A 26,423-nucleotide genomic window follows, 5' to 3' on the forward strand; every position below is an offset into this window, starting at 1 on the left:
CTGAAAGATCGCTTTCGCGAGCAGGCTCGCTCCCACATTGGAAATGCATTCAAATGTGGGAGCGAGCCTGCTCCGGGCGGCGTTCCGACGAAGCTTTTGGCTTTTAGAGCGCCAGCGGCGCTCTTTCGCAGAGGGTTGCCAACGCCTTAGCCCATTGCCGGTCGTCATTCAGGCACGGCACCAGCACCAACTCTTCGCCCCCCGCTTCGCGGAACTGTTCCTTGCCGCGATCACCAATCTCTTCCAGCGTCTCGATGCAATCGGCGACAAACGCCGGGCACATCACCAGTATTTTCTTCACGCCACTTTTCGCCAGCTCATCCAGCCGTGCCTCGGTGTAGGGTTCGATCCACTTGGCCCGGCCCAGACGCGACTGAAACGACACCGACCATTTGCCATCCGGCAGGCCCATGCGCTCAGCGAACAACGCCGCAGTACGCAGGCATTGCGCGCGATAACAGGTCGCCAATACCGCAGGCGAGGCGTTCTTGCAGCAGTCTTCATTCTTGAAGCAATGATTGCCGGTCGGATCGAGTTTGGTCAGATGCCGCTCAGGCAGACCGTGGAAGCTCAGCAGCAAGTGATCGTAATCCTGCTGCAGATGCGGCCGGGCGCTTTCGACCAGCGCATCCAGATATTCCGGCTGATCGTAGAACGGCTGCAGCACCGACAGTTGCACGTCGAGTTTCTTTTCGCGGATCACCCGCTTGGCTTCTTCGATCACTGTGGTCGTGGTGCTGTCGGCGAACTGTGGATACAGCGGTGCCAGCGTGATGCGCTTGTGCCCCGCCGCCACCAGTTTCAGCAGGCAGGTTTCAATCGACGGCTCACCATAGCGCATCGCCAGTTCCACAGGGCCGTGATTCCACTGTGCGGTCATCTGCTGTTGCAGACGACGGCTGAGCACCACCAGCGGTGAGCCCTCCTCCCACCAGATCGAGGCGTAAGCGTGGGCCGATTGTTCCGGGCGCTTGACCAGGATCAGCGACACCAGCAGACGCCGCACCGGCCACGGCAGGTCGATCACGTACGGGTCCATCAGGAATTGATTGAGGTAGCGGCGCACATCGGCCACTGAGGTTGAGGCCGGGGAACCCAGGTTGACCAGAAGCAAGGCGTGATCGGTCATGCAACGTCCTATTTCAGAGGCGGCTGGAGAGATCGTCCAGGGCCGCACGTAAATCCGTGAACTGGAAAGTGAAACCCGCTTCCAGCAAGCGTGCCGGCATAGCCTTCTGGCCGCCGAGCAACAACAATGACATCTCGCCGAGACCGACTTTCAGCGCCAGCGTCGGCATCGGCATGAACGCCGGGCGGTGTAAAACGCTGCCCAGCGTCTTGGCAAATTCGCGATTGCGCACAGGTTTCGGCGCGCACGCATTATAAGGACCACTGGCCTGATCACGATGCAGAAGAAAATCAATCAGGGCGATTTGATCGTTGATATGAATCCACGGCATCCACTGCCGACCATTGCCCAAAGGCCCACCCAGCCCGAGCTTGAAGGGCAACAGCAAGCGCGACAAAAAGCCGCCCTCGGCCGACAGCACCAGACCAGTTCGCACCAGCACCACACGGATGCCTTGCGCCTCGGCACGTTGCGCGGTTTCTTCCCAGGCGATGCACAACTGGCTGGCGAAATCGTCGATCACCGGCGGCGAATCTTCAGTCAATTCGCGCTCACCGCCATCGCCATACCAGCCAATGGCTGATCCGGAGATCAGCAACGCTGGTTTCTGCGCGCGCGTGTCGAGCCAGGTCAACAGGGTTTCCGTGAGCGTGATACGGCTGCTCCACAGCAACGCTTTGCGTCGATGGGTCCACGGCCGATCGGCAATCGGCGCACCGGCCAGATTGATGATCGCGTCCACAGGCTCATCGCCAAGGTCTTGCAAACGCGCAATACCACGCACCTGCGCACCACAGATTTTCGCGACTTTCTCCGGTTTGCGGCTCCACACCGTCAAGCGATGCCCCTGCTCCAACCAGTGTCGGCAGAGCGCACGTCCGATCAAACCAGTACCGCCGGTCAGCAATATGTGCATGACATCTTCCTCGCGTGGCGTTTAACCCGGATCACTAGTCTATTTTTATAAGCAGGGATCTTTTCTATCGGGCAGGCTCTATTGTTTAACCATAGGCCAAGCTGTCAGATCGAGAACGCTAGAAGTTATACCAAAAAACAAAATTGTACAGGTTTCATCCACGGCGTAGTCTGTACAGAAAGGTAAACGAGGCCCCTATGACTGTACCTATCGCAATCATTGGCACCGGCATCGCCGGACTTTCCGCCGCCCAGGCTCTGACAGAGACCGGGCATACCGTGCAATTGTTCGATAAAAGTCGCGGCAGCGGCGGGCGCATGTCGAGCAAGCGCAGCGACGCTGGCTCGCTGGACATGGGCGCGCAATATTTCACCGCGCGTGATCGGCGCTTCGTCACCGAAGTGCAGCGTTGGCAAAGCCTGGGCTGGGTCGCCGAGTGGACACCGCAGCTCTACACGTATCAGGGCGGGCAACTGAATCTGTCGCCGGACGAGCAGACGCGCTGGGTCGGTACACCGCGCATGAGCGCCATCACTCGTGGACTGCTCGATGGCCTGGAAGTGCACTTTGCCTGTCGCATCACCGAGGTCTTTCGCGGTGAAGAGCACTGGCACTTGCAGGACGCCGAAGGCTTCACCCATGGCCCGTTCAGTCACGTGGTGATCGCCACGCCGGCCCCTCAAGCGACAGCCTTACTGGCCGCTGCCCCGAAACTTGCCGGGGCCGCCGCCGGGGTGAAAATGGACCCGACCTGGGCTGTCGCCCTCGCCTTCGATACACCGCTGGATACGCCCCTTGAAGGCTGCTTCGTGCAGGACAGTCCGCTCGACTGGCTGGCACGCAACCGCAGCAAACCCGGACGTGACAACACACTCGACACCTGGGTGCTGCATGCGAGCAGCGCATGGAGCCGGCAGCACATCGACCTGTCCAAGGAAGCTGTGATCGAGCAACTGCACGGTGCTTTTGCCGAATTGCTGCACAGCGCCATGCCCGCGCCAACCTTCAGCCTCGCCCACCGCTGGCTCTACGCACGTCCGGCGACGGGCCACGAATGGGGCACCCTGGCCGATGCCGATCTGGGTTTGTATGCTTGCGGCGACTGGTGCCTGTCCGGGCGCGTCGAAGGCGCTTGGCTCAGTGGCCAGGAAGCAGCGCGACGCTTGCACGAACACCTGCAATGAACCGCATCAATCCGCGTAAATTGCTGCTGTCGAAATGGACAGCAGCCCACCCGCAGAATCGTGAAAAACACTTTCTGGTGACAGAGCTGTTTCGCGACGAGGAAGGCACGGTGCTGGAGGTTGAGTTGCAGGCGGTGTTGACCCAACGTGCTGAGCGACTCGATTGGCAGACACTACAAAACAACGCTGAATGGCTGCAGGGCTGGAAGTAAATACCGTCCCCTGTGGGAGCGAGCTTGCTCGCGAAGGCGGTGTGTCAATCAATGAATTTGTTGAATGTTAATCCGTATTCGCGAGCAAGCTCGCTCCCACAGTGAACCGCGCTCAACCGAAAAAGTTATACAAACCATTTGACTTGTACACCCATGAATCTATGCTGAGCAAAGTTGTACAGAGATCAACCTCTGTACAGGTATGGATTCGAGGTGCCCATGTCTGACTCTTGCGCAGCCAAACCCAAAATCGCCATCAGCGCCTGCCTGCTGGGCGCCGAGGTGCGCTACAACGGTGGACACAAGGAATCCCGCCTGTGCAGCCGCACCCTCACCGAGCATTTCGATTTCGTCCCGGTGTGTCCGGAAGTCGCGATCGGTATGGGCATCCCGCGCGAGCCTATCCGCCTTGTCGGCGAGGCCGAGCATCCGCAAGCGGTCGGCACGGTAAACCCGTCGATCAACGTCACTCAGCCATTGGCCGAGTACGGCACAAAAATGGCCGCCGAGCTGAATGACATCTGCGGCTACATATTCATGCAGCAGTCGCCGTCCTGCGGCCTCGAGCGGGTCAAGGTCTACCACACCAACGGCGCCCCGGTGAACGGCGGCGGACGCGGGATTTACGCCCAGGCGTTCTGCGCACAGCACCCGGATCTGCCCGTAGAAGAAGCCGGTCGCCTCAACGATCCGGTACTGCGTGAGAACTTCATCACCCGTGTGTTCGCTTACAGCGAATGGCAACAGGTCCTCGCCAATGGCCTGAGCCGTCGCGCCCTCACCGAATTCCATTCGCGCTACAAATACTTGCTGATGGCGCACAACCCACTGCAATACAAAACGCTGGGCAAGTTGTTGGGCAATATGGCCGACACCGATCCCGCCGAACTCGGCCCGCGCTATTTCAGCGAACTGATGGCCGCCCTGAAGAAATGTGCCACGCGCGGCACTCACAGCAATGTCCTGCTGCACATCAGCGGTTATCTGAAGCAGGCGATCAGCGCCGAAGACAAACAGGAAATGCAACACGTCATCGGCCAATACCGCCAGGGCATCGTGCCGCTGGTGGTGCCGTTGACGCTGCTCAAGCATCACTTTCGCCTCCATCCGGATTCGTACATCGCGCAACAGGTTTACCTGCAACCGCACCCGGAAAACCTCAGCCTGCGAAATGCAATCTAATGAACGACAAAATGGATACCAGCGCCCAGGAAGACCTTGGCGCGGATTTTAAGAAAGCTCTCGACGAGGGCTGGCTGCCGATTCGCGAAGTCGCGCGACAGACCGGCGTCAACGCGATCACTTTGCGCGCGTGGGAACGCCGCTACGGGCTGGTCGTGCCGCAACGCACGCCCAAGGGCCACCGACTGTATTCGGCCGAACACGTGCAGCAGATTCTGACCATCCTCACCTGGCTCAACCGTGGTGTTGCCGTCAGTCAGGTCAAACCGCTGCTCGACGCACCACAAGCGTTCAGCGAATCGGTGGAAAACGACTGGCAGCGTTTGCGCCAGACATTGCTGGCGGCCGTCACGCAGCTCAATGAACGCAGCCTCGACGACAGCGTCAATCAGGCCATGGCGCTCTACCCGCCACGCACGCTGTGCGAGCAATTGCTGATGCCGCTGCTGGCGGAACTGGAGCAGCGCTGGCAAGGCCAGTTCGGCGCGCAGATGGAACGGGTGTTCTTTTATTCGTGGCTACGCAGCAAATTCGGCACACGCATCTACCATAACAATCGTCAGCTACATGGCGCCCCGCTGTTGTTGATCAATCACTCCGACCTGCCACTGGAACCTCATCTGTGGCTGTGCGCGTGGCTGATCAGCAGCGCCGATTGTCCGGTGCAAGTGTTTGACTGGCCGCTGCCGGCCACCGAACTGGCGCTGGCGGTCGAACACCTGCAGGCCCGTGGCGTACTGCTGTATTCCAGCAAAGCCATGAACCTTGCGCAGTTGCCCAAGCTGCTGAACGGAGTCAGTTGCCCAAAAATGCTGGTCGGACCAACGGTATGCATCCACCACGCCGAGTTGTCCGTAAAAACCTCCGAGATGGCTGATGTGTTCCTGGCGGAAGACGCGCTTCTTGCGCACCAGGAACTCGTTCAGCGCGGGCTGATTTAATGGACGCCGTGAGTGCCGACATGCAATTGATCTGGATGCGCAGCGACTTGCGCCAACATGACAACACCGCCCTCGCGGCCGCCGCAGCGCGCGGCCCGACGGTCGCCGTGTACCTGTTGAGTCCGCAGCAGTGGCTGGAACATGACGATGCGCCGTGCAAGGTCGACTTCTGGTTGCGCAACCTCGATGAGCTGAGCAAAAGCTTCGCCGCGTTGAATATTCCGTTGCTGATCCGTACTGCCGCGCATTGGGATCAAGCCCCAGTGGAACTGCTCAAGCTCTGTCGGCAACTGAAGATCGAAGCCGTCCACGTCAACGAAGAATATGGCGTCCATGAAAGCCGTCGCGATGCAGCGGTGGCGGACACACTGCAGGCCGAGGGCATCACGTTTCACAGCTACCTCGATCAGTTGCTGTTCAAACCCGGCAGCGTGCTGACCAAGACCGAGAGTTACTTCAAGGTGTTCAGCCAGTTCCGCAAAGTCTGTTATGAACGCTTGCACCGCTCGATGCCTGCGTTGGTCAAGGCCCCTGGCAAACAGGCAAAACTTGCCATCGACAGCGACCCGATTCCCGACTCCGTCAAAGGCTTCGCCACACCGAGCCAAACCCTGCGCGATCTGTGGCCGGCCGGCGAACAGGAAGCCCGGCGCCGTCTCGATACCTTCACCGACGCGCAGATCGACTATTACCAAAGCGAACGCGACTTCCCGGCCAAGCCCGGCACCAGTCAGCTCTCGGCATACCTCGCTGCCGGGGTGATTTCGCCGCGCCAATGCCTGCACGCCGCCCTGCAAAGCAATCAGGGCGAATTCGAAAGCGGCAAGGTCGGTGCGGTTACCTGGATCAACGAGCTGCTGTGGCGCGAATTCTACAAACACATTCTGGTCGGCTATCCACGGGTCTCGCGGCACCGCGCGTTTCGCCCGGAAACCGAAGCGCTGGCCTGGCGTGATGCGCCGGACGATCTCGCCGCGTGGCAAGAGGCGCGCACCGGTCTGCCGATCATCGACGCGGCCATGCGCCAATTGCTCGAAACCGGCTGGATGCACAATCGCCTGCGCATGATCGTGGCGATGTTCCTGACCAAAAACCTGCTGATCGACTGGCGCGAAGGCGAGCGTTTTTTCATGCGTCACCTGATTGATGGCGACTTGGCGGCGAACAACGGCGGCTGGCAATGGAGCTCGTCGACGGGCACCGATTCGGCGCCGTACTTCCGCATCTTCAACCCGTTGAGCCAGTCGGAAAAATTCGACAGCGAAGGCCTGTTCATCAAGCACTGGCTACCGGAACTGGCGGCTCTCAACAAGAAAGAAGTGCACAACCCAGCCGACGTCGGTGGTTTGTTCGGCGCGGCTGACTACCCGTCGCCGATCGTCAACCTCAGCACTTCGCGCCAGCGCGCATTGGCCGCCTTCAAGAACCTGCCTTCGCGTACGTCTACCGGAGGCGATGATGAGTGAATTCCTGCGCCGCTTCGCCCGGCAATTTTCAGCGTTGAACAAAGACAACCTGCAAAACCTCGGCGAGCTGTACAGCGATGACATTCATTTCACCGACCCGCTGCACGAGGTGCAAGGGTTGGCGCAATTGCGCGACTACTTCGGCGAGCTGTACGCCAACGTCAGCGAACTGCGTTTCGATTTTCATGGTTTCGACCAGATCGGCGACTGCGAAGGCTACCTGCGTTGGGTCATGAGTTATCGCCATCCGCGCCTGGCGGGTGGCCGTGTGATTCGTGTCAGCGGCTGCTCGCACCTGCTTTGGCACGACAAGGTTTATCGCCATCGGGATTATTTCGATGCCGGGGCGCTGCTGTATGAACACTTGCCAGTATTGGGCCGGGTCATCGCCTGGCTGAAAAGGAGAATGGGATGAGTCGTACACCTCCACGGCGCTATTGGTTGACCGGGGCCAGCAGTGGCATCGGCGCGGCGCTGGCTGAAGAAATCCTGAAAACGGGTGCGCACCTGGCGGTCAGTTCCCGTCAGATCGCCCCGCTCAAGGTCTTGTCGCAACGCTATCCGGGGCAAGTTCTGGTGGTGCCGGGGGACCTGACCAACAGCCAGACGGTGCGCGAAATCGGCGAGCAGATCGCCACGGATTGGGGTTCACTGGATTCAGTGATTCTCAACGCCGGCACCTGCGAGTACGTCGATGCCAAGCAGTTCGACGCCTCGATCATCGAGCATGTGGTGCGCACCAACCTGCTCGCCAGCAGCTACTGCATCGAGGCCGCCTTGCCGCTGTTGCGCAAAGGCACCGCGCCGCACCTGATCGGCATGGCCAGTTCGGTGACCTACCTGCCGTTGCCACGGGCCGAAGCCTACGGCGCCTCGAAGGCCGGTTTGCGTTACCTGTTCGAATCGCTGCGCATCGATCTCGCCGACGAAGGCATTGAAGTCACAGTCATCAGCCCCGGTTTTGTCGAAACACCGCTGACCGCCAAAAACGATTTCCCCATGCCTTTGAGCTGGCCTGTGGATAAAGCCGCGCGGCACATCTTCGCCAAGCTCAAAGATCGGCCATTGGAAATCGCCTTCCCGGCGCTGTTCATGGCCGCGCTGTGGCCGCTGTCGAAACTGCCGGCACGCGTGCAACTGGCCATCGGCAAGCGCATGGTGCGCAAGTCGCCTCCGCTGACGGATCCGACATGAAAATTGCCATCGTCGGCAGCGGCATCGCCGGGCTTACCTGCGCCTACCTGCTCAATCGCCGCCATGAAGTGACGGTGTTCGAGGCGGGCGACTGGGTCGGTGGCCACACGCACACGGTAGACGTCACCGTCGCAGGGCAGCCCTACGCCGTGGACACCGGCTTCATCGTGTTCAATGACTGGACCTACCCGAACTTTATCCGCCTGCTCGGCCAGCTTGGCGTGGCGTTCAAACCGACGGAAATGAGTTTCTCGGTGACCGACCCGGACACCGGCCTGGAATACAACGGCAACAACCTCAACAGCCTCTTCGCCCAGCGCAGCAATCTGTTGTCACCGGGGTTCTGGGGCATGTTGCGCGACATCCTGCGCTTCAACAAAGAAGCCCAGCGCGACCTCGTCGAACTGCGCATTGCCGCCGACACCACCCTCGACGAATACCTCAAGGCCGGCGGCTACGGCGAACGTTTCATCCTGCATTACATCGTGCCGATGGGTTCGGCGATCTGGTCGATGCCGATGGCGGAAATGCTCAACTTCCCCCTGCAGTTTTTTGTGCGGTTCTTCAAGAATCACGGGCTGTTGTCAGTCAGTGATCGGCCGCAATGGCAAGTCATCGAAGGCGGCTCGAGTGCTTACATCGCGCCACTGACGGCCGGGTTCAAGGACAGGATTCGGCTCAATTGTCCGGTCACCCGGGTCGATCGCGATGTGCATGGCGTAGTTATCCACAGCCCGGCAGGCCTTGAGCATTTCGATCGGGTGGTGTTCGCCTGTCACAGCGACCAGGCGCTGAAACTGCTGGCGGTGCCCAGCGATGCCGAACGCGCGATCCTCGGTGCGCTGCCCTACGCCGACAACGAAGTGGTGCTGCACACCGATACCCGTTTGCTGCCAACACGCAAACTTGCCTGGGCCAGCTGGAACTATCGACTCAGCGGCGCTGGCCATACTCACGCCGCCGTCACCTACGACATGAACATTCTGCAGGGCATTCAGAGCGAAACCACGTTCTGCGTCAGCCTCAATCAGAGTGCCGGCATCAGCCCCGACAAAGTGCTCGCCCGCTACACCTACGCCCACCCGCAGTTCAGCCTCGCGGCCGTGACCGCGCAGCAGCGCTGGGGCGAACTGGATGGCGCGCAGCACACGCATTATTGCGGCGCTTACTGGGCCAACGGGTTTCATGAGGACGGTGTCGTCAGTGCCTTGCGCGTTGCCGCCGCGTTCGGGGAAAGCTTATGAACAGCGCCCTGTATAGCGGCTGGATCGGCCATCGGCGTTTTTCGCCGCGCCGCCATGAATTCCGTTACCGGATCGGCTTGCTCTACCTCGATCTCAGCGAACAGGACGCCGTGCTTGCACTGTCGCCGCTGGCCGGGCGCAGCCGCTTTGCGCCGTTTTCATTTCGCGAGACCGACTATCTCAAGACTTTTACCAGCCGTGGCATGCGCCTGATCGATGCCGTTCGCCAGCAGGTCGGCATCGCCATCGGCCACGAACCGCAAGGCTCGATCTGCCTGCTGACCCAGGCGCGCAGTTGGGGGCTGTCGTTCAACCCGGTGAGTTTCTTTTACTGCCATGAGGCGGACGGGCAACTGGCGGCGATCGTCTGTGAAGTCACCAACACGCCGTGGGGCGAGCGCTATCACTATGTGTTGCCGGCGCGCCCGCCGGTCAATCTGCAGGATTTCCATCAGCATTTTACCGTGGCCAAAGCCTTTCACGTTTCGCCGTTCCTGCCGCGCGATCTCGAATACCGCATGAGTTTCAGTCCCGCCGCGCAAAACCTCGGTGTGCACATGGCCGACTGGCAAGGCGAGCACAAACTGTTCGACGCCACCCTCAATCTGCAACGCGAAAGCCTCGACCGGCGCAGCCTGCATCGTTACCTGCGGCGCTTTCCGTGGATGACCGCGAAGACCGCCCTGGCCATTTACTGGCAAGCGCTGCGACTGCTGCTCAAACGCGCACCGATTTTTGCTCATCAGACTGCCGACGGCAGTTTTCAAACCGCCACTGTGCCTCCCAAGGAGCACCGCCATGAAATCCTCTAGTCTGTCGGTCAGTCGGCTCAGCACCAACGGTTTGACCGGGTCGCTGCTGCGCCGTGGCGTGCTGCGCCAATTGGCTCAGTTGAAAAACGGCCAACTGCTGGTGGTCGAGGACGGCGAACGCCTGATGTTCGGTACCCCGGGCAGTGCTTTGCTCGGGGAAATCCATGTGCTCGATCCGGCCGTCTGGGGCATGGTTGCCGGGAACGGTTCGATTGGGGCCGGCGAGGCCTTTATCCACGGCTATTGGAGTTCGCCGGATCTGACGGCCGTGGTCCGCGTGTTCGTCAGCAACCTCGACGTGCTCGATGCCATGGAGGGTGGTCTGGCCCGCCTCAGCCGGCCGTTGGTGCAAGGTCTGCACTGGCTCAACCGCAACACGCGCAAGGGTTCGCAGAAGAACATCGCCGCACACTACGACCTTGGCAACGATCTGTTCGAGCAGTTTCTCGACCCGACCATGATGTATTCGGCGGCGCAGTTCCTGACCCCGGAAGACAGCCTCGAACAGGCACAACTGAACAAACTGGAGCGGATCTGTCAGAAGCTTTCGCTGCAACCCAGCGACCATTTGCTGGAGATCGGCACCGGCTGGGGCAGTATGGCGCTGTATGCCGCGCAACATTACGGCTGCCGCGTAACCACCACGACCCTGTCGAAAGAGCAGTACGCGTTTACCGCGCAACGCATCGAACAACTGGGTTTGCAGGATCGCGTCACGCTGTTGCTCAAGGACTACCGCGACCTGACCGGCGAATACGACAAACTGGTGTCGATCGAGATGATCGAAGCCGTCGGCCACCGCTTCCTGCCGACCTACTTCAAACAGTGCGCGCAGTTGCTCAAGAGCAACGGCCTGATGTTGATCCAGGCGATCACCATCCGCGAGCAGCGTTACGAACAGGCCAAGCGCGGCGTCGATTTCATCCAGCGCTACATCTTCCCCGGCGGCGCCCTGCCCTGCGTGCAGAAAATGCTCGAAGTGGTCGGCCGCGACACCGACATGAACCTGCTGCACATGGAAGATTTCGGCCTGCACTACGCCCGCACCCTGCGCCTGTGGCACGAGAACTTCCGCCGCGCCCATGGCCGCTTGAGCGAACTGGGCTATGACGATTATTTCCTGCGGCTGTGGGAGTTTTACCTGTGTTACTGCGAGGGCGGTTTCCTCGAACGCACCATCGGCACCGCGCAGTTGCTATTGGCCAAACCCGCCGCAATGACTGCGCCGCTGCTCGGACGCTTCGATGCTTGAGCGTGTCGCCAATGCCGTACTGTTCCAGATCGGCTGGCTGACCTGCGTGCTCGGCGGCAACAGCCTGTGGTTGCTGGTCGCGCTGGCGGTGCTGGTGATCCATCTGTGCTGGATCAGCAGTTGGGCGGCTGAGGGGCGTTTGATCCTCAGCGTGGTGATTGTCGGCACCGCTGTCGACAGTGTGTTGCGTGGTGCCGGGGTGTTCGCGTTTCAGGATCAGTCGCCGTTGATTCCGTTGTGGCTGATGTTGCTCTGGGCGTTGTTGGCGACCACCTTGCGCCATTGTCTGGCCTGGAGCGCGCGGCCCTGGTGGCTGGCGAGCTTACTCGGCGCTGTCGGCGGCGCGCTGTCGTATTACGCTGGCGGGCGCCTGGCCGGGGTGCAATTTCCCTATGGCGAACTGCCGACACTGATCGGCATCGGCCTGCTCTGGGCGTTGTTGTTTCCGTTGCTGCATGGGATGGCTCGGCGGCTGGCGCACTGAGCGTCTGTCAGACCGTTCACACGCGTACCGGTCACTGCCTTACACTGCCGACCATGAAGACCATTCCCCACCAACAAATCACTGAACCGGCGGTCACTTGCTCGACCTGCGCGGCGTGTTGTTGCCAGCTCGAAGTGATGCTGATCACCGACACTGGCGTGCCTGATCGCTTTATCGATACCGATGAGTGGGGCGGCGAAGTGATGCTGCGTCTGGATGACGGCTGGTGCGCGGCACTGGATCGCGACACGATGATGTGCACGATCTATGAGAAACGCCCGCTGATTTGCCGCGAGTTCGAGATGGGCGCGCCGGAGTGCATTGAAGAACGCAAAGGCATCACGACTGCCTACCGCTGATCACAAAAACACCCCAAAACAAATGTAGGAGTGAGCCTGCTCGCGATAGCGGTGTGTCAGTCAATATATGTGTGACTGACACACCGCTATCGCGAGCAGGCTCACTCCTACAGGGGTTATGCGCTCGGCTTAGAGCGGCATCGTGTAATGCAGCGAGTAACTTTCTACCCCGTCGTTGTCGCTGGCCAGACCGGCGTTGGAATAGTGCGTCGCACGAATCCCGACTTCATGTCCGCCATTGAAACGCAGACCAAAACCGAAGCGGTCTTCGAACTGGAAAGAGCCGCCGAGATTGTTGGATTCGTACTTGGTATTGGAGAAAGCCGCGACACCAATCCCCGCCTCCACATACGGTTTGACCGATTGACCGGCAAACTCGTAAACAAATACCGGCGAGAACGACAGGCTGTTGTTACTGGAGGTCTTGTCACCTTCCCAGTAGGTGTAAGCCCCGCTCCAGTAACCGGTCAGACGACCGACGTCACTTTGCAGCCAGCTCTTGTCCCAGTCGAAATTCATGCCCAGGCGGTACGTCATGGTCGAGTCGCTGGTGGCCCCCACCGCAAACTCAACACCGGCCGCTTGTGCAGTAAAACTTTGCCCCATCAGTGCGGCCGCAATCGCGGCCAAGCAGAATAGTCGCTTCACGTTGAAACTTCCTTTTCCGGAACGATCGTTTGGTTTTCTAGATAACTCATCGCTATAGAAGCTAGCGCCTGCTCAGAAGTTCAGCTGAAGTTTTAGTTATTTCACAATTTTTTTACAAGCTGAAGTTTTGCACTTCGTCGGCACTCTGCCCCAGTAACGGCAGGATGTTTTTCAAGTACGCAGGATCGGCGCTGGTCCAGAACCTGACCGGTTGGTTCGGTCCGACAGCGAGCAAATCGCGCTCCGCCAAAAGCCGCTGAAGTTGCCGCGCCACAGCAGCGCCCGTATCGATCAGACTAATGTCCGCGGGGATCATCGACTTGAGCATCGGCTTGAGAAAGGGATAGTGGGTGCAGCCCAAAATGATCGTGTCGCAACCGCTGGCCAACAGTGGCTCGACATACCCTTGCAGCAACTGGCGCAACTCGGCGCTGTGCAGATCGCCGCTTTCAATCAGCTCGACCAGACCGGGACATGGCTGAGTAATCACGCGCACGTCGGTGGCAAAGCGATCAAGCAGTGCGGCGAACTTGGCGCTCTGCAACGTGCCGGTGGTGGCGAGCACACCGACCACTCCGCTGCGGGTCGCGGCAGCGGCAGGTTTGACCGCAGGCTCCATGCCGACAAGCGGCCAGTCAGGGAAATCACGGCGTAGATCGGCGACACCCGCGACCGTCGCAGTATTGCACGCGATGACCAAGGCCTTGGCGCCTTGCTCGCGGAAAAACCCGGCCATCACGCTGCAGCGCTGGCGAATGAATTCAGGGGTTTTCTCACCGTAGGGAATGTGCCCGCAATCAGCGACATAGAGCAGCGATTCATTGGGTAGCAAACGCTGGATTTCCGCCAGCACCGACAAGCCGCCGACGCCGGAGTCGAACACGCCGATCGGCGCTTCACGCATGGCGCGGACCACAGACGCTGCAACCCGGATCGCGTTTGACCCGCAACTCGCGGAAACGCGAACCGAGGGCATCGATCAACAACAAGCGCCCCACCAGTGGTTCGCCAAAACCGACCAAAACCTTCAAGGCTTCCAGTGCTTGCAGGCTGCCAACCAGGCCGACCAGCGGCCCGACCACACCGGCTTCGCTGCAAGTCAGTTCGGCTTCGCTGCCGTGCCCATATAAACAGTGGTAACACGGACTCTCGGCACGACGCGGGTCGAACACCGACAACTGCCCTTCCAGCCGAATCGCCGCGCCACTGACCAAAGGTTTGCACGCCGCCACACACGCGGCGTTGACCGCTTCGCGGGTGGAAAAATTATCGGAACAGTCGAGCACCAGATCCACCGCCGCCACGGCAGCAGCGAGAGAATCCTCGTCCAGTGCCTGACGATGAGCGATCAGTTGGATTTCTGGATTGATCGCCGTCAAACGCTTGAGCGCCGAGTCGACCTTGCTCATACCGACGCTGTCGGTGTCGTGAATAATCTGGCGTTGCAGGTTGGTCAGATCGACCGTGTCGAAATCCGCCAGATGCAATTCACCGACACCCGCCGCCGCGAGATACAAGGCAACCGGTGCACCGAGACCGCCGAGGCCGACGATCAACACGCGACTGTCCTTGAGCTTCAGTTGCCCATCGATGTCGATGTGTTGCAGCAGAATCTGCCGGCTGTAGCGCAGCAATTCCTGATCATTCAGCACGGCAGGCGCCCCAGACTGATGCGTTGATGACCGCCCAGATCGGTGCGGCTGTGGACCTCTTCAAAACCGCGCGTGAGCAGCAGATCGCGCACGGCTTCGGCTTGATCATAGCCGTGTTCGAGCATCAGCCAGCCAGCGGCCTCCAGATGTTCCGGGGCCTGCGCAACGATCAGGCGCAGATCGTCGAGTCCATCCTCACCGGCGACCAATGCACTGGTCGGCTCGAAGCGCACATCGCCTTCGACCAGATGAGGATCGGCCGCGGCAATGTACGGCGGGTTACTGATGATCAATTGAAAACGCTGGCCCTCCAGCGCACTGAACCAGTGGCTGCTCAGCACCGTGGCGTTGTTCAAATGCAGACGCTGACGATTGCGTTCGGCCAAGGCCACGGCTTCGAGTACGCGATCCACGGCAGTGACTTTCCACGCCGGACGTTCGCTGGCCAAGGCCAGCGCAATTGCGCCACTGCCAGTGCCGAGGTCGAGCACTTTGGCCGGCGTCGCGGGGAGCAACTCCAGCGCCGCTTCCACCAGTAATTCAGTGTCAGGACGCGGGATCAGCGTGTGCGGCGCGACTTCAAGATCGAGTTTCCAGAAACCCTGCTGCCCGAGAATATAAGCCACCGGCTCACCGCTACGGCGGCGTTGCAAGTACTCGGCAAAAGTCAGTGCTGCGTCACTCGGCACGATGCGCTCGGGCCAGGTGTGCAGAAAACTGCGCGATTTGCCCAGTGCAGCGGCAAGGAGCAACTCGGCATCCAGGCGCGCAGTCGGTGAATCCGGCAATTCAGCGGCACGCAACAGGCTGGCAATGATGGTCATTTATTCACCTATCGCTGCGAGTTGGTCAGCCTGGTATTCGGCCAGCAATGGCTCGATCACCGCTTCAACGCCACCGGCAAGAATTTCGTCAAGGGAGTACAGGGTCAGGTTGACGCGATGGTCAGTGACCCGGCCCTGAGCAAAGTTGTAGGTACGAATTCGCTCGGAACGGTCGCCCGAGCCAACCAGCAATTTACGCTCGCTGGCGATCGCGTTGGCCGCCGCTGCGGTTTGCTGATCGTTGAGTTTGGCCGACAGCCAGGCCATCGCCCGAGCGCGATTCTTGTGCTGGGAACGTTCTTCCTGACACTCGACGACGGTGCCGGTCGGTATGTGCGTGATGCGGATCGCCGAGTCGGTGGTGTTAACGTGCTGACCGCCGGCCCCGGAGGAGCGGAACGTATCGACGCGCAAATCCGCCGGATTGATCTCGATGGCTTCGCGCTCGTCCGGCTCGGGCAATACCGCCACGGTGCAGGCCGAGGTGTGGATACGGCCCTGGGATTCGGTGGCGGGTACACGCTGTACGCGGTGCGCGCCGGATTCGAATTTCAGCTTGCCGTAAACGTTGTCGCCTTCGATGCGGGCGATGACTTCTTTATAGCCACCGTGTTCGCCTTCGTTTTCCGACAGGATCTCGACACGCCAGCCGCGACGCTCGGCGTAACGCGAGTACATGCGGAACAGGTCGCCGGAGAAGATCGCCGCCTCGTCGCCACCGGTGCCGGCACGGATTTCGAGAAAGACGTTACGGCCGTCATTGGGATCCTTGGGCAGCAACATGCGTTGCAGGTCGGCTTCCAGGGTGATCAGCAATTCCTTGGCTTCGCGGACTTCTTCCACGGCCATTTCACGCATGTCCGGGTCGCTGTCCTTGAGCAGCGCCTGCGCGCCTTCAAGATCGCTTTGTACGCTGAGCAGCTTTTTATAGCCTTGTACCACCGGCTCAAGTTCGGCGTATTCCTTGGAATAAGCACGGAATTTGGCCTGATCGGCAATGACTTCGCCGTCGCCGAGCAGCGCGGTCAGTTCCTCGAAACGGTCCTGGAGGACATCCAGCTTGTTGAGCAGTGACGCTTTCATTGCGGTTTTTTATCCGAAAAGCTATCCGGTGAGCCCTCAAGGGCAAAGAGTTCCTGGGCCATGGCCAGCGCATCGAGGCGGCCTTCGGCAGAAAGCTTTTTCAGCTGCACGCTAGGCGCATGCAACAGTTTATTGGTCAGGCCACGGGCCAGTTGCCCGAGCACGTCTTCGGCGTTGCCGCCATTGGCCAGCAGGCGCAGGGCTTTTTGCAGCTCCTCGTCACGCAGGCGTTCGCTCTGTTGACGATAGGCCTTGAGCACATCGACCGCCGCCAGCTCACGCAGGCGCACCATGAAATCGTCAGCGCCGACCGAGACCATCTCTTCGGCGGCTTGTGCCGCGCCTTGGCGGCTCTTGAGGTTTTCGGCGACCACTTCGTGGAGATCGTCAACGCTGTAGAGGTAAACGTCGTCCAACTCGCCGACTTCCGGCTCGATATCCCGGGGAACGGCGATGTCGACCATAAAGATCGGTTTGTGCTTGCGCAGTTTCAATGCGCTTTCCACCGCGCCCTTGCCAAGAATCGGCAACTGACTGGCGGTTGAACTGATGACGATATCGCTGCGCACCAGTTCGGCCGGGATGTCCGAGAGCAACACCGCGTGAGCACCGAACTGCTCGGCCAGCAGACTGGCCCGTTCCAGTGTGCGGTTAGCGACGACGATGCGCTTGACGCCCAGCTCGTGCAAATGGCGGGCGACCAAAGTGATGGTCTCGCCGGCGCCGATCAACAGAGCCTGACTGCGCTGCAAATCACTGAAAATCTGCTTGGCCAGGCTGACGGCGGCAAACGCCACCGACACCGGGTTTTCACCGATGGCGGTGTCGGTGCGTACCTGTTTGGCGGCATTGAAGGTTGCCTGAAACAGCCGCCCCAGCAGCGGCCCGATGGTGCCGGCCTCGCGGGCCACGGCGTAGGCCGATTTCATCTGGCCAAGAATCTGCGGCTCGCCCAGCACCAGCGAGTCGAGCCCGGAGGCGACGCGCATCATGTGACGAACTGCCGCATCATCTTCATGCACATAAGCACTCGCGCGCAGCTCATCGAGGCTTAAATGGTGATAGTCGGCCAGCCAGCGCAGCACGATATCGGCCGAAAGCTGATCCTGTTCTATATAAAGCTCACTGCGATTGCAGGTGGAGAGGATCGCAGCTTCGCGGCTGTCGGTCAGTCGGCAGAGCTGCTGCAAGGCCTCCACCAGCTGTTCAGGAGTAAAAGCCACGCGCTCGCGGACGTCTACTGACGCAGTCTTGTGGTTGATACCGAGTGCAAGGAAGGCCATTCAAGGTCGCTGATGGTGACGTGAAGCCGGCAATTGTCCTACTTCGAAAGATTCAGAACAACTACCGCTGACTATTGTCCCAATCGTCAGCCCCTATAATGGGCACAATTGAGTCTCGGTTATGTTTGGCCGAAGGCTTGTGTCATGATGATCCGACCGCAGGTTAGTCGTCCTCTTCCTATATGAATAGATCTTCCGCGTTGCTCCTCGCTTTTGTCTTCCTCAGCGGCTGCCAGGCCTTGGCGCCCGTTTCGCCGGACGGTACGCCGTCGGTCGAAGACACCACGCCTGCGCCTGAAAAGCCCAAGGTTTACAGCTCGTTCAGCGAGGAAACCGTTTTCAGCCTGTTGAGCGCCGAACTCGCCGGCCAGCGCAATCGTTTCGACATTGCCCTGGATAACTACGTGACCCAGGCCATCAACACCCAGGATCCGGGTGTCTCCGAGCGTGCGTTCCGTATCGCCGAATATCTGGGCGCCGATCAACCGGCCCTCGATACCGCGCTGATCTGGGCGAAAAACGCCCCGGACGACCTCGAAGCGCAACGCGCCGCCGCCGTGCAACTGGCCCGCGCCGGGCGTTATGACGACTCGATGGTCTATATGGAGAAAGTCCTGCAGGGCAAGGGCGATACCCATTTCGACTTCCTCGCGCTGTCGGCCGCCGATACCGATCAGGAAACCCGTAACGGCCTGATGAAAAGTTTCGACCGTTTGTTGCAGCGCCATCCGAACAACAGCCAGCTGATTTTCGGCAAGGCCCTGCTCCTGCAACAGGACGGTGACAACAAAGCAGCTCTGGCATTGCTCGAAGACCACCCGCCGGAAGAAGGCGAGATCGCCCCGATTCTGCTGCGCGCGCGCCTGCTGCAATTGCTGAACCGTGGCGACGAAGCGCTGCCCCTGCTGCAAAAAAGCATCAAGAAGTACCCGGACGACAAGCGCCTGCGCCTGACTTACGCGCGCATGCTGGTTGAGCAAGACCGCATGGACGACGCCAAGGCCGAGTTTTCCAGTCTGGTTCAGCAATACCCGGAAGACGACGAACTGCGTTACTCGCTGGCTCTGGTCTGCCTGGAAGCCAAGGCCTGGGACGAGGCCAAGGGTTATCTGGAAGATTTGATCGCCCGCGAAAGTCACGTCGATTCGGCGCACCTGAACCTCGGTCGCATCGCTGAAGAGCGCAACGACCCGCAAGGCGCCCTTATCGAATACGCCCAGGTTGGCCCGGGCAATGATTATCTGCCGGCGCAATTGCGTCAGGCCGATATTCTGATGAATAACGGCAAGACCGCTGAAGCGCAGAGCAAACTCGCCGCCCAGCGCGACGAGCAACCGGATTACGCGATTCAGCTCTATCTGATCGAATCGGAAACCCTGTCGGCCAACAAACAGGACGACAAGGCCTGGAAAGTCTTGCAACACGCCTTGCAGCAATACCCGGACGACCTGAATCTGCTCTACACCCGGGCGATGCTCGCGGAAAAACGCAATGATCTGGCACAGATGGAAAAAGACCTGCGCCTGATCATCAAGCGCGATCCGGACAACGCCATGGCACTTAACGCGCTCGGCTACACCTTGTCCGACCGCACCACTCGCTACGCTGAAGCGAAAGCGCTGATCGAGCAGGCGCACCAGATCAATCCGGAAGACCCAGCCGTACTCGACAGCCTCGGCTGGGTGAATTACCGCATGGGCAATCTGGATGACGCCGAGAAATATCTGCGTCAGGCGCTGGAGCGCTTCCCTGATCACGAAGTCGCCGCGCACCTCGGTGAAGTCTTGTGGACCAAGGGCAACCAGCGTGAAGCCAAACAAATCTGGGGCAAATTCCTCAAGGATCAGCCCGACAGCACCATTCTGCGCAGCACCATCAAGCGCCTGACCGGATCCGAGACTCTTTAACCCATGTTTTTGCGCCACGTTATTGTTTTCAGCTTCATCGCCCTGCTCGCCGGCTGCTCGGGTTTTGGTACCCGCGAATCGGTCGAGGGCCACGGCAGTCCGGCTCAATGGGCCGCTAACAAACAACAGCTGACCGGCCTTGATGGCTGGCAGATCGACGGCAAGATTGGCATCCGCGCACCGAAAGATTCCGGTAGCGGCACACTGTTCTGGCTGCAACGTCAGGATTACTACGACATTCGTTTGTCCGGCCCGCTGGGTCGTGGCGCCGCACGCCTGACCGGGCGTCCGGGCAAAGTGTCGCTGGAAGTCGCCAATCAGGGGCGCTACGAATCGCAGTCCCCGGAAGCCTTGCTCGAAGAACAGCTTGGCTGGAAACTGCCGGTGTCGAATCTGGCCTGGTGGGTGCGTGGCCTGCCGGCTCCGGACAGCAAAAGTCGCCTGAATCTGGACGCCAACAGCCGTCTGGCCAACCTGGAACAGGATGGCTGGAAAGTCGAATACACCGCTTACACCGAACAAAACGCTTACTGGTTGCCCGAGCGCATCAAACTGCACGGCACTGACCTCGACGTGACGCTGGTGATCAAGACCTGGCAACCGCGCAAGTTGGGGCAGTAACCCATGACCGCAGCACGCCTGACCCTGCCGTCGCCGGCCAAACTCAACCTGATGCTGCACATTCTCGGTCGCCGTGAAGACGGTTATCACGAATTGCAGACGCTGTTTCAGTTTGTCGATTACGGCGATGAAATCACTTTTGCCGTGCGTGATGACGGCGTGATTCAGTTGCACACCGAGTTCGCCGGCGTGCCGCATGACAGCAACCTGATCGTGCGTGCAGCAAAAATGCTCCAGCAACAGTCCGGTTGCTCGCTCGGCATCGATATCTGGATTGATAAAGTCCTGCCCATGGGCGGCGGAATTGGTGGCGGCAGTTCGAATGCGGCGACGACTTTGCTCGGCCTGAATCATTTGTGGCAGTTGGGTTGGGATGAAGATCGCCTGGCCACACTGGGCCTTTCGCTGGGGGCCGACGTACCGGTTTTCGTCCGTGGCCATGCGGCGTTTGCCGAGGGCGTGGGCGAGAAACTCACCCCCGTGGATCCCGAAGAACCGTGGTATCTGGTGCTCGTGCCGCAAGTCTCTGTAAGTACGGCAGAAATTTTTTCCGATCCTTTGTTGACACGTAACACGCCGCCCATTAAAGTGCGCCCCGTTCCCGAGGGAAACAGTCGAAATGACTGCTTGCCGGTGGTTGCAAGGCGTTATCCAGAAGTACGTAACGCATTGGATTTGTTAGGTAAATTTACCGAAGCAAAGCTCACCGGAACTGGAAGTTGTGTGTTTGGGGGCTTCCCAAGCAAAGCTGAAGCTGATAAAGTCTCGGCCCTTCTGACAGAGACCCTTACAGGGTTTGTAGCCAAAGGCAGCAACGTTTCGATGTTGCACCGCAAGCTGCAAAGTCTGCTCTAAAGGAACCAAGTGCACGGCACTTGATGCAACAGATACAGGGGCGTCGCCAAGCGGTAAGGCAGCAGGTTTTGATCCTGCCATGCGTTGGTTCGAATCCAGCCGCCCCTGCCATTTTCTATACTCATCCAGGTTACCCTCAGCCTCTAGGTACTGCGCGTGTCCAAGATGATGGTCTTTACGGGGAATGCTAACCCCGATCTGGCTCGGCGTGTTGTACGTCAGCTGCATATCCCTCTCGGTGACATCTCTGTCGGTAAGTTCTCCGACGGCGAAATTACTGCCGAGATCAATGAAAACGTTCGCGGTAAAGACGTTTTCATTATTCAGCCGACTTGCGCCCCGACCAACGATAACCTGATGGAACTGGTAGTGATGGCTGATGCCTTCCGCCGCTCCTCGGCTACTCGTATCACTGCTGTTATTCCTTATTTTGGTTATGCCCGTCAGGATCGCCGTCCGCGTTCCGCACGTGTGGCTATCAGCGCGAAAGTCGTTGCTGACATGCTCACCGTAGTCGGCATCGACCGTGTTCTCACGGTTGATCTGCATGCTGACCAGATTCAGGGTTTCTTCGATATTCCGGTAGATAACATCTACGGCTCCCCGGTTCTGGTGGATGACATTGAAGATCAGCGCTTCGAAAACCTGATGATCGTGTCCCCGGACATTGGTGGCGTCGTGCGTGCACGTGCCGTTGCCAAATCCCTGGGCGTGGATCTCGGGATCATCGACAAACGCCGTGAGAAAGCCAATCACTCTGAAGTGATGCATATCATCGGTGATGTCGAAGGGCGTACCTGCATTCTGGTCGATGACATGGTCGATACCGCCGGCACTCTGTGCCACGCGGCCAAGGCCCTGAAAGAGCATGGCGCAGCCAAGGTCTTTGCCTACTGCACACACCCTGTGCTGTCGGGTCGGGCCATCGAGAATATCGAAAATTCCGTGCTGGACGAGCTGGTGGTGACTAACACCATCCCGCTGTCCGCTGCAGCACAAGCCTGTGCACGTATCCGTCAACTGGATATCGCACCGGTTGTTGCCGAAGCGGTTCGCCGCATCAGCAATGAAGAATCGATCAGCGCGATGTTCCGTTAAGGGCCCTGCCCTTCTCGAAATGTCTCGTTGACGAAAAGCGCCCCGCCCCGGCATTCCTGCCGGGGCGGGGCTTTTTTGCCCATACCGTGTTCGGCGCTGGTCGCAAACGCCACTCGGTCATGGCTATTTTGGAGATACAAAATGAACGATTTTACTCTGAATGCTGAAGTGCGTTCCGACCTGGGGAAAGGTGCGAGCCGCCGCCTGCGTCGTCTCGCCGCTCTGGTTCCAGCTGTTGTTTACGGTGGCGAAAAAGCCCCTGAATCCATCAGTATGCTGGCCAAAGAAGTTGCCAAACTGCTCGAAAACGAAGCTGCCTACAGCCACGTTATCGAACTGAACGTTGGCGGCAAAAAGCAGAACGTCATCATCAAAGCTCTGCAACGTCACCCGTCCAAGGGTCACGTTCTGCACGCTGACTTCGTACGCGTCGTAGCCGGTCAGAAACTGACCGCTATCGTGCCTGTGCACTTTGTTGGTGAAGAAGCTCCGATCAAGAAAGGCGGCGAGATCTCGCACGTCCTGAACGAAATCGAAGTAACTTGCCTGCCGAAAGATCTGCCTGAGTTCATCGAAGTCGACCTGTCGGCTCTGGAAATCGGCGCAATCGTCCACCTGTCCGACATCAAAGCCCCTAAAGGCGTTGAGTTCGTTGCACTGGCTCACGGTGACGACAAAGCTGTTGCAAACGTACACGCTCCACGCGTTGCTCCAGAAGCTACCGAAGAAGGCGCAACAGAGTAATTCACTCTGTTTAGCCTGAGTGAGCAAGTAACATCGCGGACTGGAACGTAGCGAGAAAGCGGGCGAGAACGCGGAGTTTACATCCATGGTAAATGAGCATTTTTCGTCCACTTTCGCCGCTTTGCCTGATCACGGCGATGTTACTCACCACTCAAAGGAAGGGCCCCTATCGTGACTGCCATCAAACTGATCGTTGGCCTGGGAAATCCAGGCGCCGAATACGACCAGACCCGGCATAACGCAGGGGCCCTTTTTGTTGAGCGCATCGCCCACGCACAGAATGTGAATCTTGTGGCCGATCGCAAATATTTCGGCCTGACCGGGCGCTATTCGCATCAGGGTCAGGATGTTCGTCTGCTGATTCCCACCACCTACATGAACCGCAGCGGCCAGGCCGTGGCGGCACTCGCCGGTTTCTTCCGCATCAAGCCTGAAGAAATTCTGGTGGCGCATGACGAACTCGACTTGCCTCCGGGCGTTGCCAAGCTCAAGCAGGGCGGCGGCCATGGCGGTCACAACGGGTTGCGCGACATCATTGCGCAACTGGGCAATCAGAATACGTTCTACCGCCTGCGGCTTGGCATTGGCCACCCGGGCGTCGCCAGTATGGTTTCAAATTTCGTCCTGGGTCGTGCGCCACGCGCCGAACAGGAAAAACTCGATGCCAGCATCGACTTTGCCCTCGGCGTGCTGCCGGATATCCTCGCCGGTGAATGGAACCGCGCGATGAAAAACCTGCACAGCCAGAAGGCCTGACTCTACTCCGAGGGGAAACACCATGGGATTCAATTGCGGCATCGTCGGCCTGCCTAACGTCGGCAAGTCCACCCTGTTCAACGCCCTGACCAAATCCGGTATCGCGGCCGAGAACTTCCCCTTCTGCACCATCGAGCCGAACAGCGGCATCGTGCCGATGCCGGATCCGCGCCTGGAAGCACTGGCGGCCATCGTCAATCCGAAGCGCATCCTGCCGACCACCATGGAATTCGTCGACATCGCAGGCCTGGTTGCCGGCGCCTCGAAAGGTGAAGGCCTGGGCAACAAGTTCCTGGCCAACATCCGTGAAACAGACGCGATCGCTCACGTCGTGCGCTGCTTCGAAGACGAAAACGTGATCCACGTGTCCAACAGCGTCGACCCGAAGCGCGACATCGAAATCATCGACCTGGAACTTATCTTCGCCGACCTCGACAGCTGCGAGAAGCAACTGCAGAAAGTCGCGCGCAACGCCAAGGGCGGTGACAAGGACGCCGTGGTTCAGAAAGCTCTGCTTGAGCAACTGATCGCGCACTTCACCGAAGCCAAGCCGGCGCGCAGCCTGATGAAGAACATGAGCGCCGACGAAAAAGCAGTGATCAAGGGCTTCCACCTGCTGACCACCAAACCGGTCATGTACATCGCCAACGTCGCTGAAGACGGTTTCGAGAACAACCCGCACCTGGACGTGGTTCGTGCCATTGCCGAAGAAGAAGGCGCCATGGTCGTTCCGGTCTGCAACAAGATCGAAGCGGAAATCGCCGAACTGGATGACGGCGAAGAGAAGGACATGTTCCTCGAGGCCCTGGGCCTGGAAGAGCCTGGCCTGAACCGCGTGATCCGCGCCGGTTACGAAATGCTGCACCTGCAGACCTACTTCACCGCCGGTGTCGAAGAAGTCCGCGCCTGGACCGTCAAAGTCGGTGCCACCGCACCTCAAGCTGCTGGCGTGATCCACACCGACTTCGAGAAGGGCTTCATCCGCGCCGAAGTGATCGCCTACAACGACTTCATCCAGTACAAGGGCGAAGCCGGCACCAAAGAGGCCGGTAAATGGCGTCTGGAAGGCAAGGATTACATCGTCAAAGACGGCGACGTGATGCACTTCCGCTTCAACGTGTAAACGTTACGCCCAAGAAAAAGCCGCGTTTGATACGCGGCTTTTTTGTGCCTGCGATTTATGGCCCAACACATTTCCCCTGTGGGAGCGAGCTTGCTCGCGAAGAGGGTGTGTCAGGTAAACATTCGTCGCCTGACACGCCCTCTTCGCGAGCAAGCTCGCTCCCACAGTTGGGAATGGTGTGGCGTCAGGCCTTTTTGGTACGCGGCAAGAAGATTGCCAACACGCCAAACAACGGCAGGAAAGAGCAGAGGAAATACACGTACTCAATCCCGTGAATATCCGCCAGATGGCCGAGCAGCGCCGCGCCAATCCCGCCAAAACCAAACATCAAACCGAAGAACACCCCGGCAATCATCCCGACATTGCCCGGCACCAGTTCCTGCGCGTACACCACAATCGCCGAGAACGCTGAAGCCAGAATGAAGCCGATCACCACGCTGAGGACGCTGGTCCAGAACAGATCAACGTGAGGCATGAGCAGCGTGAACGGTGCCACGCCGAGGATCGAGAACCAGATCACCGCCTTACGCCCGATCTTGTCGCCGATCGGCCCGCCAAAGAACGTGCCCGCCGCCACCGCACCGAGGAACAGGAACAGGTGCAACTGCGAACTGGCCACCGACAGGTCGAACTTCTCGATCAGGTAGAACGTGAAATAGCTCGTGAGGCTGGCCATGTAAAAATACTTGGAGAACACCAACAGCCCCAGCACCACCAACGCACTGATCACCCTGCCCTTCGACAGCCCGTGAGTCGCTGCCTGACCGGCCTTGAGCTTGAACAGGTTCAAGTGATGGGCGTACCAGCGACTGATGCGGTACAGCACGAATAACGCAAACACCGCGAACAGGCCGAACCACGCCACGTTGGCCTGACCGAACGGAATGATGATCGCCGCCGCCAGCAACGGACCGAAGGCGGAACCGGCGTTACCGCCGACCTGGAAGGTCGATTGCGCCAGACCAAAGCGTCCGCCCGAGGCGAGTCGTGCGATCCGCGAGGCTTCGGGGTGGAACGTCGAGGAACCGATACCGATGAGCGCCGCCGCCAGCAGAATCAACGGGAAACTGCCGACCATCGACATCATCACGATGCCAATCAGTGTGCAAATCGAACCGGCCGGCAACAACCACGGTTTCGGATGCCGATCGGTGTGATAACCGACCCACGGCTGCAACAAAGATGCGGTCAGCTGAAAGGTCAGAGTAATCAGGCCGACCTGAGTAAAGGTCAGGCCGTAATTGGCCTTGAGCATCGGGTAGATCGACGGCAGCACCGACTGGATCAGGTCGTTGATCAAATGCGCCAGCGCCACCGCGCCGATGATACGCATCACCAATGGGCTGCTTTGCGGAGCAGCGGGCGCCGAGGCAGCGGCGGTCTGAACGTTGCTGATAGCCATGAAAGTTTCCGGACAGCAGATGGGTGCACGCAGGCAGGTGCGTCAATGTGCC

28 protein-coding genes and 1 tRNA gene are annotated in these 26,423 nt (G+C 59.4%); 20 read left to right on the plus strand and 9 right to left on the minus strand.

The genetic code is table 11. The features are described from left to right. Positions 1–103: 103 nt before the first annotated feature. Both hemH and CLU80_RS08265 read right to left on the minus strand, forming a co-directional pair. The gene (gene hemH, locus CLU80_RS08260) at positions 104–1,129 is read right to left on the minus strand and encodes a ferrochelatase (protein WP_093441360.1); all 1,026 of its coding nucleotides are present in this window, start codon (positions 1,127–1,129) and stop codon (positions 104–106) included. Between the two features lie 13 nt (positions 1,130–1,142). After that, positions 1,143–2,045 carry a TIGR01777 family oxidoreductase gene (locus tag CLU80_RS08265; RefSeq protein ID WP_099757163.1) on the minus strand — a complete coding sequence of 301 codons (903 nt, stop codon included), beginning with the start codon at positions 2,043–2,045 and terminating at the stop codon, positions 1,143–1,145. Between the two features lie 197 nt (positions 2,046–2,242). Here CLU80_RS08265 and CLU80_RS08270 point away from each other — a divergent pair, with 197 nt between their 5' ends. From CLU80_RS08270 to CLU80_RS08330, 12 genes are all read left to right on the plus strand, one after another. Continuing rightward, the gene (locus CLU80_RS08270) at positions 2,243–3,229 is read left to right on the plus strand and encodes an NAD(P)/FAD-dependent oxidoreductase (protein ID WP_099757164.1); all 987 of its coding nucleotides are present in this window, start codon (positions 2,243–2,245) and stop codon (positions 3,227–3,229) included. Further along, complete coding sequence (locus tag CLU80_RS08275) at positions 3,226–3,441, plus strand: TIGR02450 family Trp-rich protein (protein WP_093441373.1); 216 nt, start codon at positions 3,226–3,228, stop codon at positions 3,439–3,441. Before CLU80_RS08270 ends, CLU80_RS08275 begins: the two co-directional genes overlap by 4 nt. A gap of 219 nt (positions 3,442–3,660) precedes the next feature. Next, positions 3,661–4,623, plus strand: coding sequence for a YbgA family protein (locus CLU80_RS08285; protein WP_093441378.1), 963 nt, complete (start codon positions 3,661–3,663; stop codon positions 4,621–4,623). Beyond that, positions 4,623–5,564: a MerR family transcriptional regulator gene (locus CLU80_RS08290; protein ID WP_093441383.1), complete on the plus strand. Its 942-nt coding sequence runs from the start codon at positions 4,623–4,625 to the stop codon at positions 5,562–5,564. The genes CLU80_RS08285 and CLU80_RS08290 overlap by 1 nt, the downstream gene beginning before the upstream one ends. 20 nt (positions 5,565–5,584) lie before the next feature. Continuing rightward, positions 5,585–7,030, plus strand: a complete 1,446-nt coding sequence (phrB, locus tag CLU80_RS08295) for a deoxyribodipyrimidine photo-lyase (protein ID WP_177413093.1) — start codon at positions 5,585–5,587, stop codon at positions 7,028–7,030. Beyond that, positions 7,023–7,445 (plus strand): nuclear transport factor 2 family protein, encoded by a 423-nt coding sequence (locus CLU80_RS08300; RefSeq protein WP_093441392.1) that lies wholly within the window; start codon positions 7,023–7,025, stop codon positions 7,443–7,445. The genes phrB and CLU80_RS08300 overlap by 8 nt, the downstream gene beginning before the upstream one ends. Next, the gene (locus tag CLU80_RS08305) at positions 7,442–8,224 is read left to right on the plus strand and encodes an SDR family NAD(P)-dependent oxidoreductase (protein WP_099757166.1); all 783 of its coding nucleotides are present in this window, start codon (positions 7,442–7,444) and stop codon (positions 8,222–8,224) included. Before CLU80_RS08300 ends, CLU80_RS08305 begins: the two co-directional genes overlap by 4 nt. Further along, positions 8,221–9,468: an NAD(P)/FAD-dependent oxidoreductase gene (locus CLU80_RS08310; protein WP_099757167.1), complete on the plus strand. Its 1,248-nt coding sequence runs from the start codon at positions 8,221–8,223 to the stop codon at positions 9,466–9,468. Before CLU80_RS08305 ends, CLU80_RS08310 begins: the two co-directional genes overlap by 4 nt. Beyond that, the gene (locus CLU80_RS08315) at positions 9,465–10,280 is read left to right on the plus strand and encodes a DUF1365 domain-containing protein (RefSeq protein ID WP_099757168.1); all 816 of its coding nucleotides are present in this window, start codon (positions 9,465–9,467) and stop codon (positions 10,278–10,280) included. The genes CLU80_RS08310 and CLU80_RS08315 overlap by 4 nt, the downstream gene beginning before the upstream one ends. Further along, on the plus strand, positions 10,267–11,532 hold the full coding sequence (locus CLU80_RS08320) for an SAM-dependent methyltransferase (protein WP_099757169.1): 1,266 nt from the start codon (positions 10,267–10,269) through the stop codon (positions 11,530–11,532). Before CLU80_RS08315 ends, CLU80_RS08320 begins: the two co-directional genes overlap by 14 nt. After that, positions 11,525–12,016 carry a DUF2878 domain-containing protein gene (locus CLU80_RS08325; RefSeq protein ID WP_093441415.1) on the plus strand — a complete coding sequence of 164 codons (492 nt, stop codon included), beginning with the start codon at positions 11,525–11,527 and terminating at the stop codon, positions 12,014–12,016. The genes CLU80_RS08320 and CLU80_RS08325 overlap by 8 nt, the downstream gene beginning before the upstream one ends. A 53-nt stretch (positions 12,017–12,069) precedes the next feature. Beyond that, the gene (locus CLU80_RS08330) at positions 12,070–12,375 is read left to right on the plus strand and encodes a YkgJ family cysteine cluster protein (protein WP_077574517.1); all 306 of its coding nucleotides are present in this window, start codon (positions 12,070–12,072) and stop codon (positions 12,373–12,375) included. 129 nt (positions 12,376–12,504) lie between these two features. Here CLU80_RS08330 and CLU80_RS08335 read toward each other — a convergent pair whose 3' ends face one another. The 6 genes from CLU80_RS08335 to hemA form a co-directional block, all read right to left on the minus strand. After that, the gene (locus CLU80_RS08335; protein ID WP_093441419.1) at positions 12,505–13,023 is read right to left on the minus strand and encodes an acyloxyacyl hydrolase; all 519 of its coding nucleotides are present in this window, start codon (positions 13,021–13,023) and stop codon (positions 12,505–12,507) included. Between the two features lie 112 nt (positions 13,024–13,135). Continuing rightward, positions 13,136–13,927, minus strand: a complete 792-nt coding sequence (gene murI / locus CLU80_RS08340) for a glutamate racemase (protein WP_099757170.1) — start codon at positions 13,925–13,927, stop codon at positions 13,136–13,138. Continuing rightward, complete coding sequence (locus CLU80_RS08345) at positions 13,920–14,675, minus strand: molybdopterin-synthase adenylyltransferase MoeB (RefSeq protein WP_095125793.1); 756 nt, start codon at positions 14,673–14,675, stop codon at positions 13,920–13,922. Before CLU80_RS08345 ends, murI begins: the two co-directional genes overlap by 8 nt. Continuing rightward, complete coding sequence (gene prmC / locus CLU80_RS08350) at positions 14,669–15,499, minus strand: peptide chain release factor N(5)-glutamine methyltransferase (RefSeq protein ID WP_099757171.1); 831 nt, start codon at positions 15,497–15,499, stop codon at positions 14,669–14,671. Before prmC ends, CLU80_RS08345 begins: the two co-directional genes overlap by 7 nt. Beyond that, positions 15,500–16,582: a peptide chain release factor 1 gene (gene prfA, locus CLU80_RS08355; protein ID WP_077574521.1), complete on the minus strand. Its 1,083-nt coding sequence runs from the start codon at positions 16,580–16,582 to the stop codon at positions 15,500–15,502. Beyond that, the gene (gene hemA / locus CLU80_RS08360; protein WP_007951716.1) at positions 16,579–17,865 is read right to left on the minus strand and encodes a glutamyl-tRNA reductase; all 1,287 of its coding nucleotides are present in this window, start codon (positions 17,863–17,865) and stop codon (positions 16,579–16,581) included. Before hemA ends, prfA begins: the two co-directional genes overlap by 4 nt. 182 nt (positions 17,866–18,047) lie before the next feature. On the opposite strand from hemA, the gene CLU80_RS08365 reads away from it, so the two are divergent. The 8 genes from CLU80_RS08365 to ychF all read left to right on the plus strand — a co-directional run bounded on the left by CLU80_RS08365 (position 18,048) and on the right by ychF (position 24,969). Continuing rightward, complete coding sequence (locus CLU80_RS08365; protein ID WP_093441433.1) at positions 18,048–19,772, plus strand: tetratricopeptide repeat protein; 1,725 nt, start codon at positions 18,048–18,050, stop codon at positions 19,770–19,772. Positions 19,773–19,775: 3 nt separating this feature from the next. Continuing rightward, positions 19,776–20,393 (plus strand): lipoprotein insertase outer membrane protein LolB, encoded by a 618-nt coding sequence (gene lolB, locus CLU80_RS08370; RefSeq protein WP_099757172.1) that lies wholly within the window; start codon positions 19,776–19,778, stop codon positions 20,391–20,393. Positions 20,394–20,396: 3 nt separating this feature from the next. After that, positions 20,397–21,248, plus strand: coding sequence for a 4-(cytidine 5'-diphospho)-2-C-methyl-D-erythritol kinase (ispE, locus tag CLU80_RS08375; protein ID WP_016987220.1), 852 nt, complete (start codon positions 20,397–20,399; stop codon positions 21,246–21,248). Between the two features lie 36 nt (positions 21,249–21,284). After that, positions 21,285–21,359: transfer RNA gene (locus CLU80_RS08380), tRNA-Gln, on the plus strand. A 45-nt stretch (positions 21,360–21,404) separates the two neighbouring features. After that, on the plus strand, positions 21,405–22,346 hold the full coding sequence (locus CLU80_RS08385; protein WP_003171603.1) for a ribose-phosphate pyrophosphokinase: 942 nt from the start codon (positions 21,405–21,407) through the stop codon (positions 22,344–22,346). Between the two features lie 141 nt (positions 22,347–22,487). Further along, positions 22,488–23,090 carry a 50S ribosomal protein L25/general stress protein Ctc gene (locus CLU80_RS08390; protein ID WP_099757173.1) on the plus strand — a complete coding sequence of 201 codons (603 nt, stop codon included), beginning with the start codon at positions 22,488–22,490 and terminating at the stop codon, positions 23,088–23,090. 171 nt (positions 23,091–23,261) lie between these two features. Further along, entirely contained in the window at positions 23,262–23,846 is a 585-nt protein-coding gene (pth, locus tag CLU80_RS08395; RefSeq protein WP_008079560.1) for an aminoacyl-tRNA hydrolase, read from the plus strand. 22 nt (positions 23,847–23,868) lie between these two features. Continuing rightward, positions 23,869–24,969 (plus strand): redox-regulated ATPase YchF, encoded by a 1,101-nt coding sequence (gene ychF, locus CLU80_RS08400; protein WP_007912904.1) that lies wholly within the window; start codon positions 23,869–23,871, stop codon positions 24,967–24,969. Between the two features lie 184 nt (positions 24,970–25,153). Here the strand turns inward: ychF and CLU80_RS08405 are convergent, their stop codons facing one another. Further along, a complete protein-coding gene (locus tag CLU80_RS08405; RefSeq protein ID WP_099757174.1) occupies positions 25,154–26,371 on the minus strand; it encodes an MFS transporter in 1,218 nt (405 codons plus the stop codon). Positions 26,372–26,423: the final 52 nt, after the last annotated feature.

The organism is Pseudomonas sp. 29 (genome assembly GCF_002754355.1).
Lineage (GTDB): Bacteria > Pseudomonadota > Gammaproteobacteria > Pseudomonadales > Pseudomonadaceae > Aquipseudomonas > Aquipseudomonas neuropathica.

Coding starts and splice junctions, on each gene's coding strand:
- hemH (WP_093441360.1), bottom strand. CDS start 1,129: ATGACCGATCACGCCTTGCTTCTGGTCAACCTGGGTTCCCCGGCCTCA.
- CLU80_RS08265 (WP_099757163.1), bottom strand. CDS start 2,045: ATGCACATATTGCTGACCGGCGGTACTGGTTTGATCGGACGTGCGCTC.
- CLU80_RS08270 (WP_099757164.1), top strand. CDS start 2,243: ATGACTGTACCTATCGCAATCATTGGCACCGGCATCGCCGGACTTTCC.
- CLU80_RS08275 (WP_093441373.1), top strand. CDS start 3,226: ATGAACCGCATCAATCCGCGTAAATTGCTGCTGTCGAAATGGACAGCA.
- CLU80_RS08285 (WP_093441378.1), top strand. CDS start 3,661: ATGTCTGACTCTTGCGCAGCCAAACCCAAAATCGCCATCAGCGCCTGC.
- CLU80_RS08290 (WP_093441383.1), top strand. CDS start 4,623: ATGAACGACAAAATGGATACCAGCGCCCAGGAAGACCTTGGCGCGGAT.
- phrB (WP_177413093.1), top strand. CDS start 5,585: ATGCAATTGATCTGGATGCGCAGCGACTTGCGCCAACATGACAACACC.
- CLU80_RS08300 (WP_093441392.1), top strand. CDS start 7,023: ATGAGTGAATTCCTGCGCCGCTTCGCCCGGCAATTTTCAGCGTTGAAC.
- CLU80_RS08305 (WP_099757166.1), top strand. CDS start 7,442: ATGAGTCGTACACCTCCACGGCGCTATTGGTTGACCGGGGCCAGCAGT.
- CLU80_RS08310 (WP_099757167.1), top strand. CDS start 8,221: ATGAAAATTGCCATCGTCGGCAGCGGCATCGCCGGGCTTACCTGCGCC.
- CLU80_RS08315 (WP_099757168.1), top strand. CDS start 9,465: ATGAACAGCGCCCTGTATAGCGGCTGGATCGGCCATCGGCGTTTTTCG.
- CLU80_RS08320 (WP_099757169.1), top strand. CDS start 10,267: ATGAAATCCTCTAGTCTGTCGGTCAGTCGGCTCAGCACCAACGGTTTG.
- CLU80_RS08325 (WP_093441415.1), top strand. CDS start 11,525: ATGCTTGAGCGTGTCGCCAATGCCGTACTGTTCCAGATCGGCTGGCTG.
- CLU80_RS08330 (WP_077574517.1), top strand. CDS start 12,070: ATGAAGACCATTCCCCACCAACAAATCACTGAACCGGCGGTCACTTGC.
- murI (WP_099757170.1), bottom strand. CDS start 13,927: ATGCGTGAAGCGCCGATCGGCGTGTTCGACTCCGGCGTCGGCGGCTTG.
- prmC (WP_099757171.1), bottom strand. CDS start 15,499: ATGACCATCATTGCCAGCCTGTTGCGTGCCGCTGAATTGCCGGATTCA.
- prfA (WP_077574521.1), bottom strand. CDS start 16,582: ATGAAAGCGTCACTGCTCAACAAGCTGGATGTCCTCCAGGACCGTTTC.
- hemA (WP_007951716.1), bottom strand. CDS start 17,865: ATGGCCTTCCTTGCACTCGGTATCAACCACAAGACTGCGTCAGTAGAC.
- CLU80_RS08365 (WP_093441433.1), top strand. CDS start 18,048: ATGAATAGATCTTCCGCGTTGCTCCTCGCTTTTGTCTTCCTCAGCGGC.
- lolB (WP_099757172.1), top strand. CDS start 19,776: ATGTTTTTGCGCCACGTTATTGTTTTCAGCTTCATCGCCCTGCTCGCC.
- ispE (WP_016987220.1), top strand. CDS start 20,397: ATGACCGCAGCACGCCTGACCCTGCCGTCGCCGGCCAAACTCAACCTG.
- CLU80_RS08390 (WP_099757173.1), top strand. CDS start 22,488: ATGAACGATTTTACTCTGAATGCTGAAGTGCGTTCCGACCTGGGGAAA.
- ychF (WP_007912904.1), top strand. CDS start 23,869: ATGGGATTCAATTGCGGCATCGTCGGCCTGCCTAACGTCGGCAAGTCC.
- CLU80_RS08405 (WP_099757174.1), bottom strand. CDS start 26,371: ATGGCTATCAGCAACGTTCAGACCGCCGCTGCCTCGGCGCCCGCTGCT.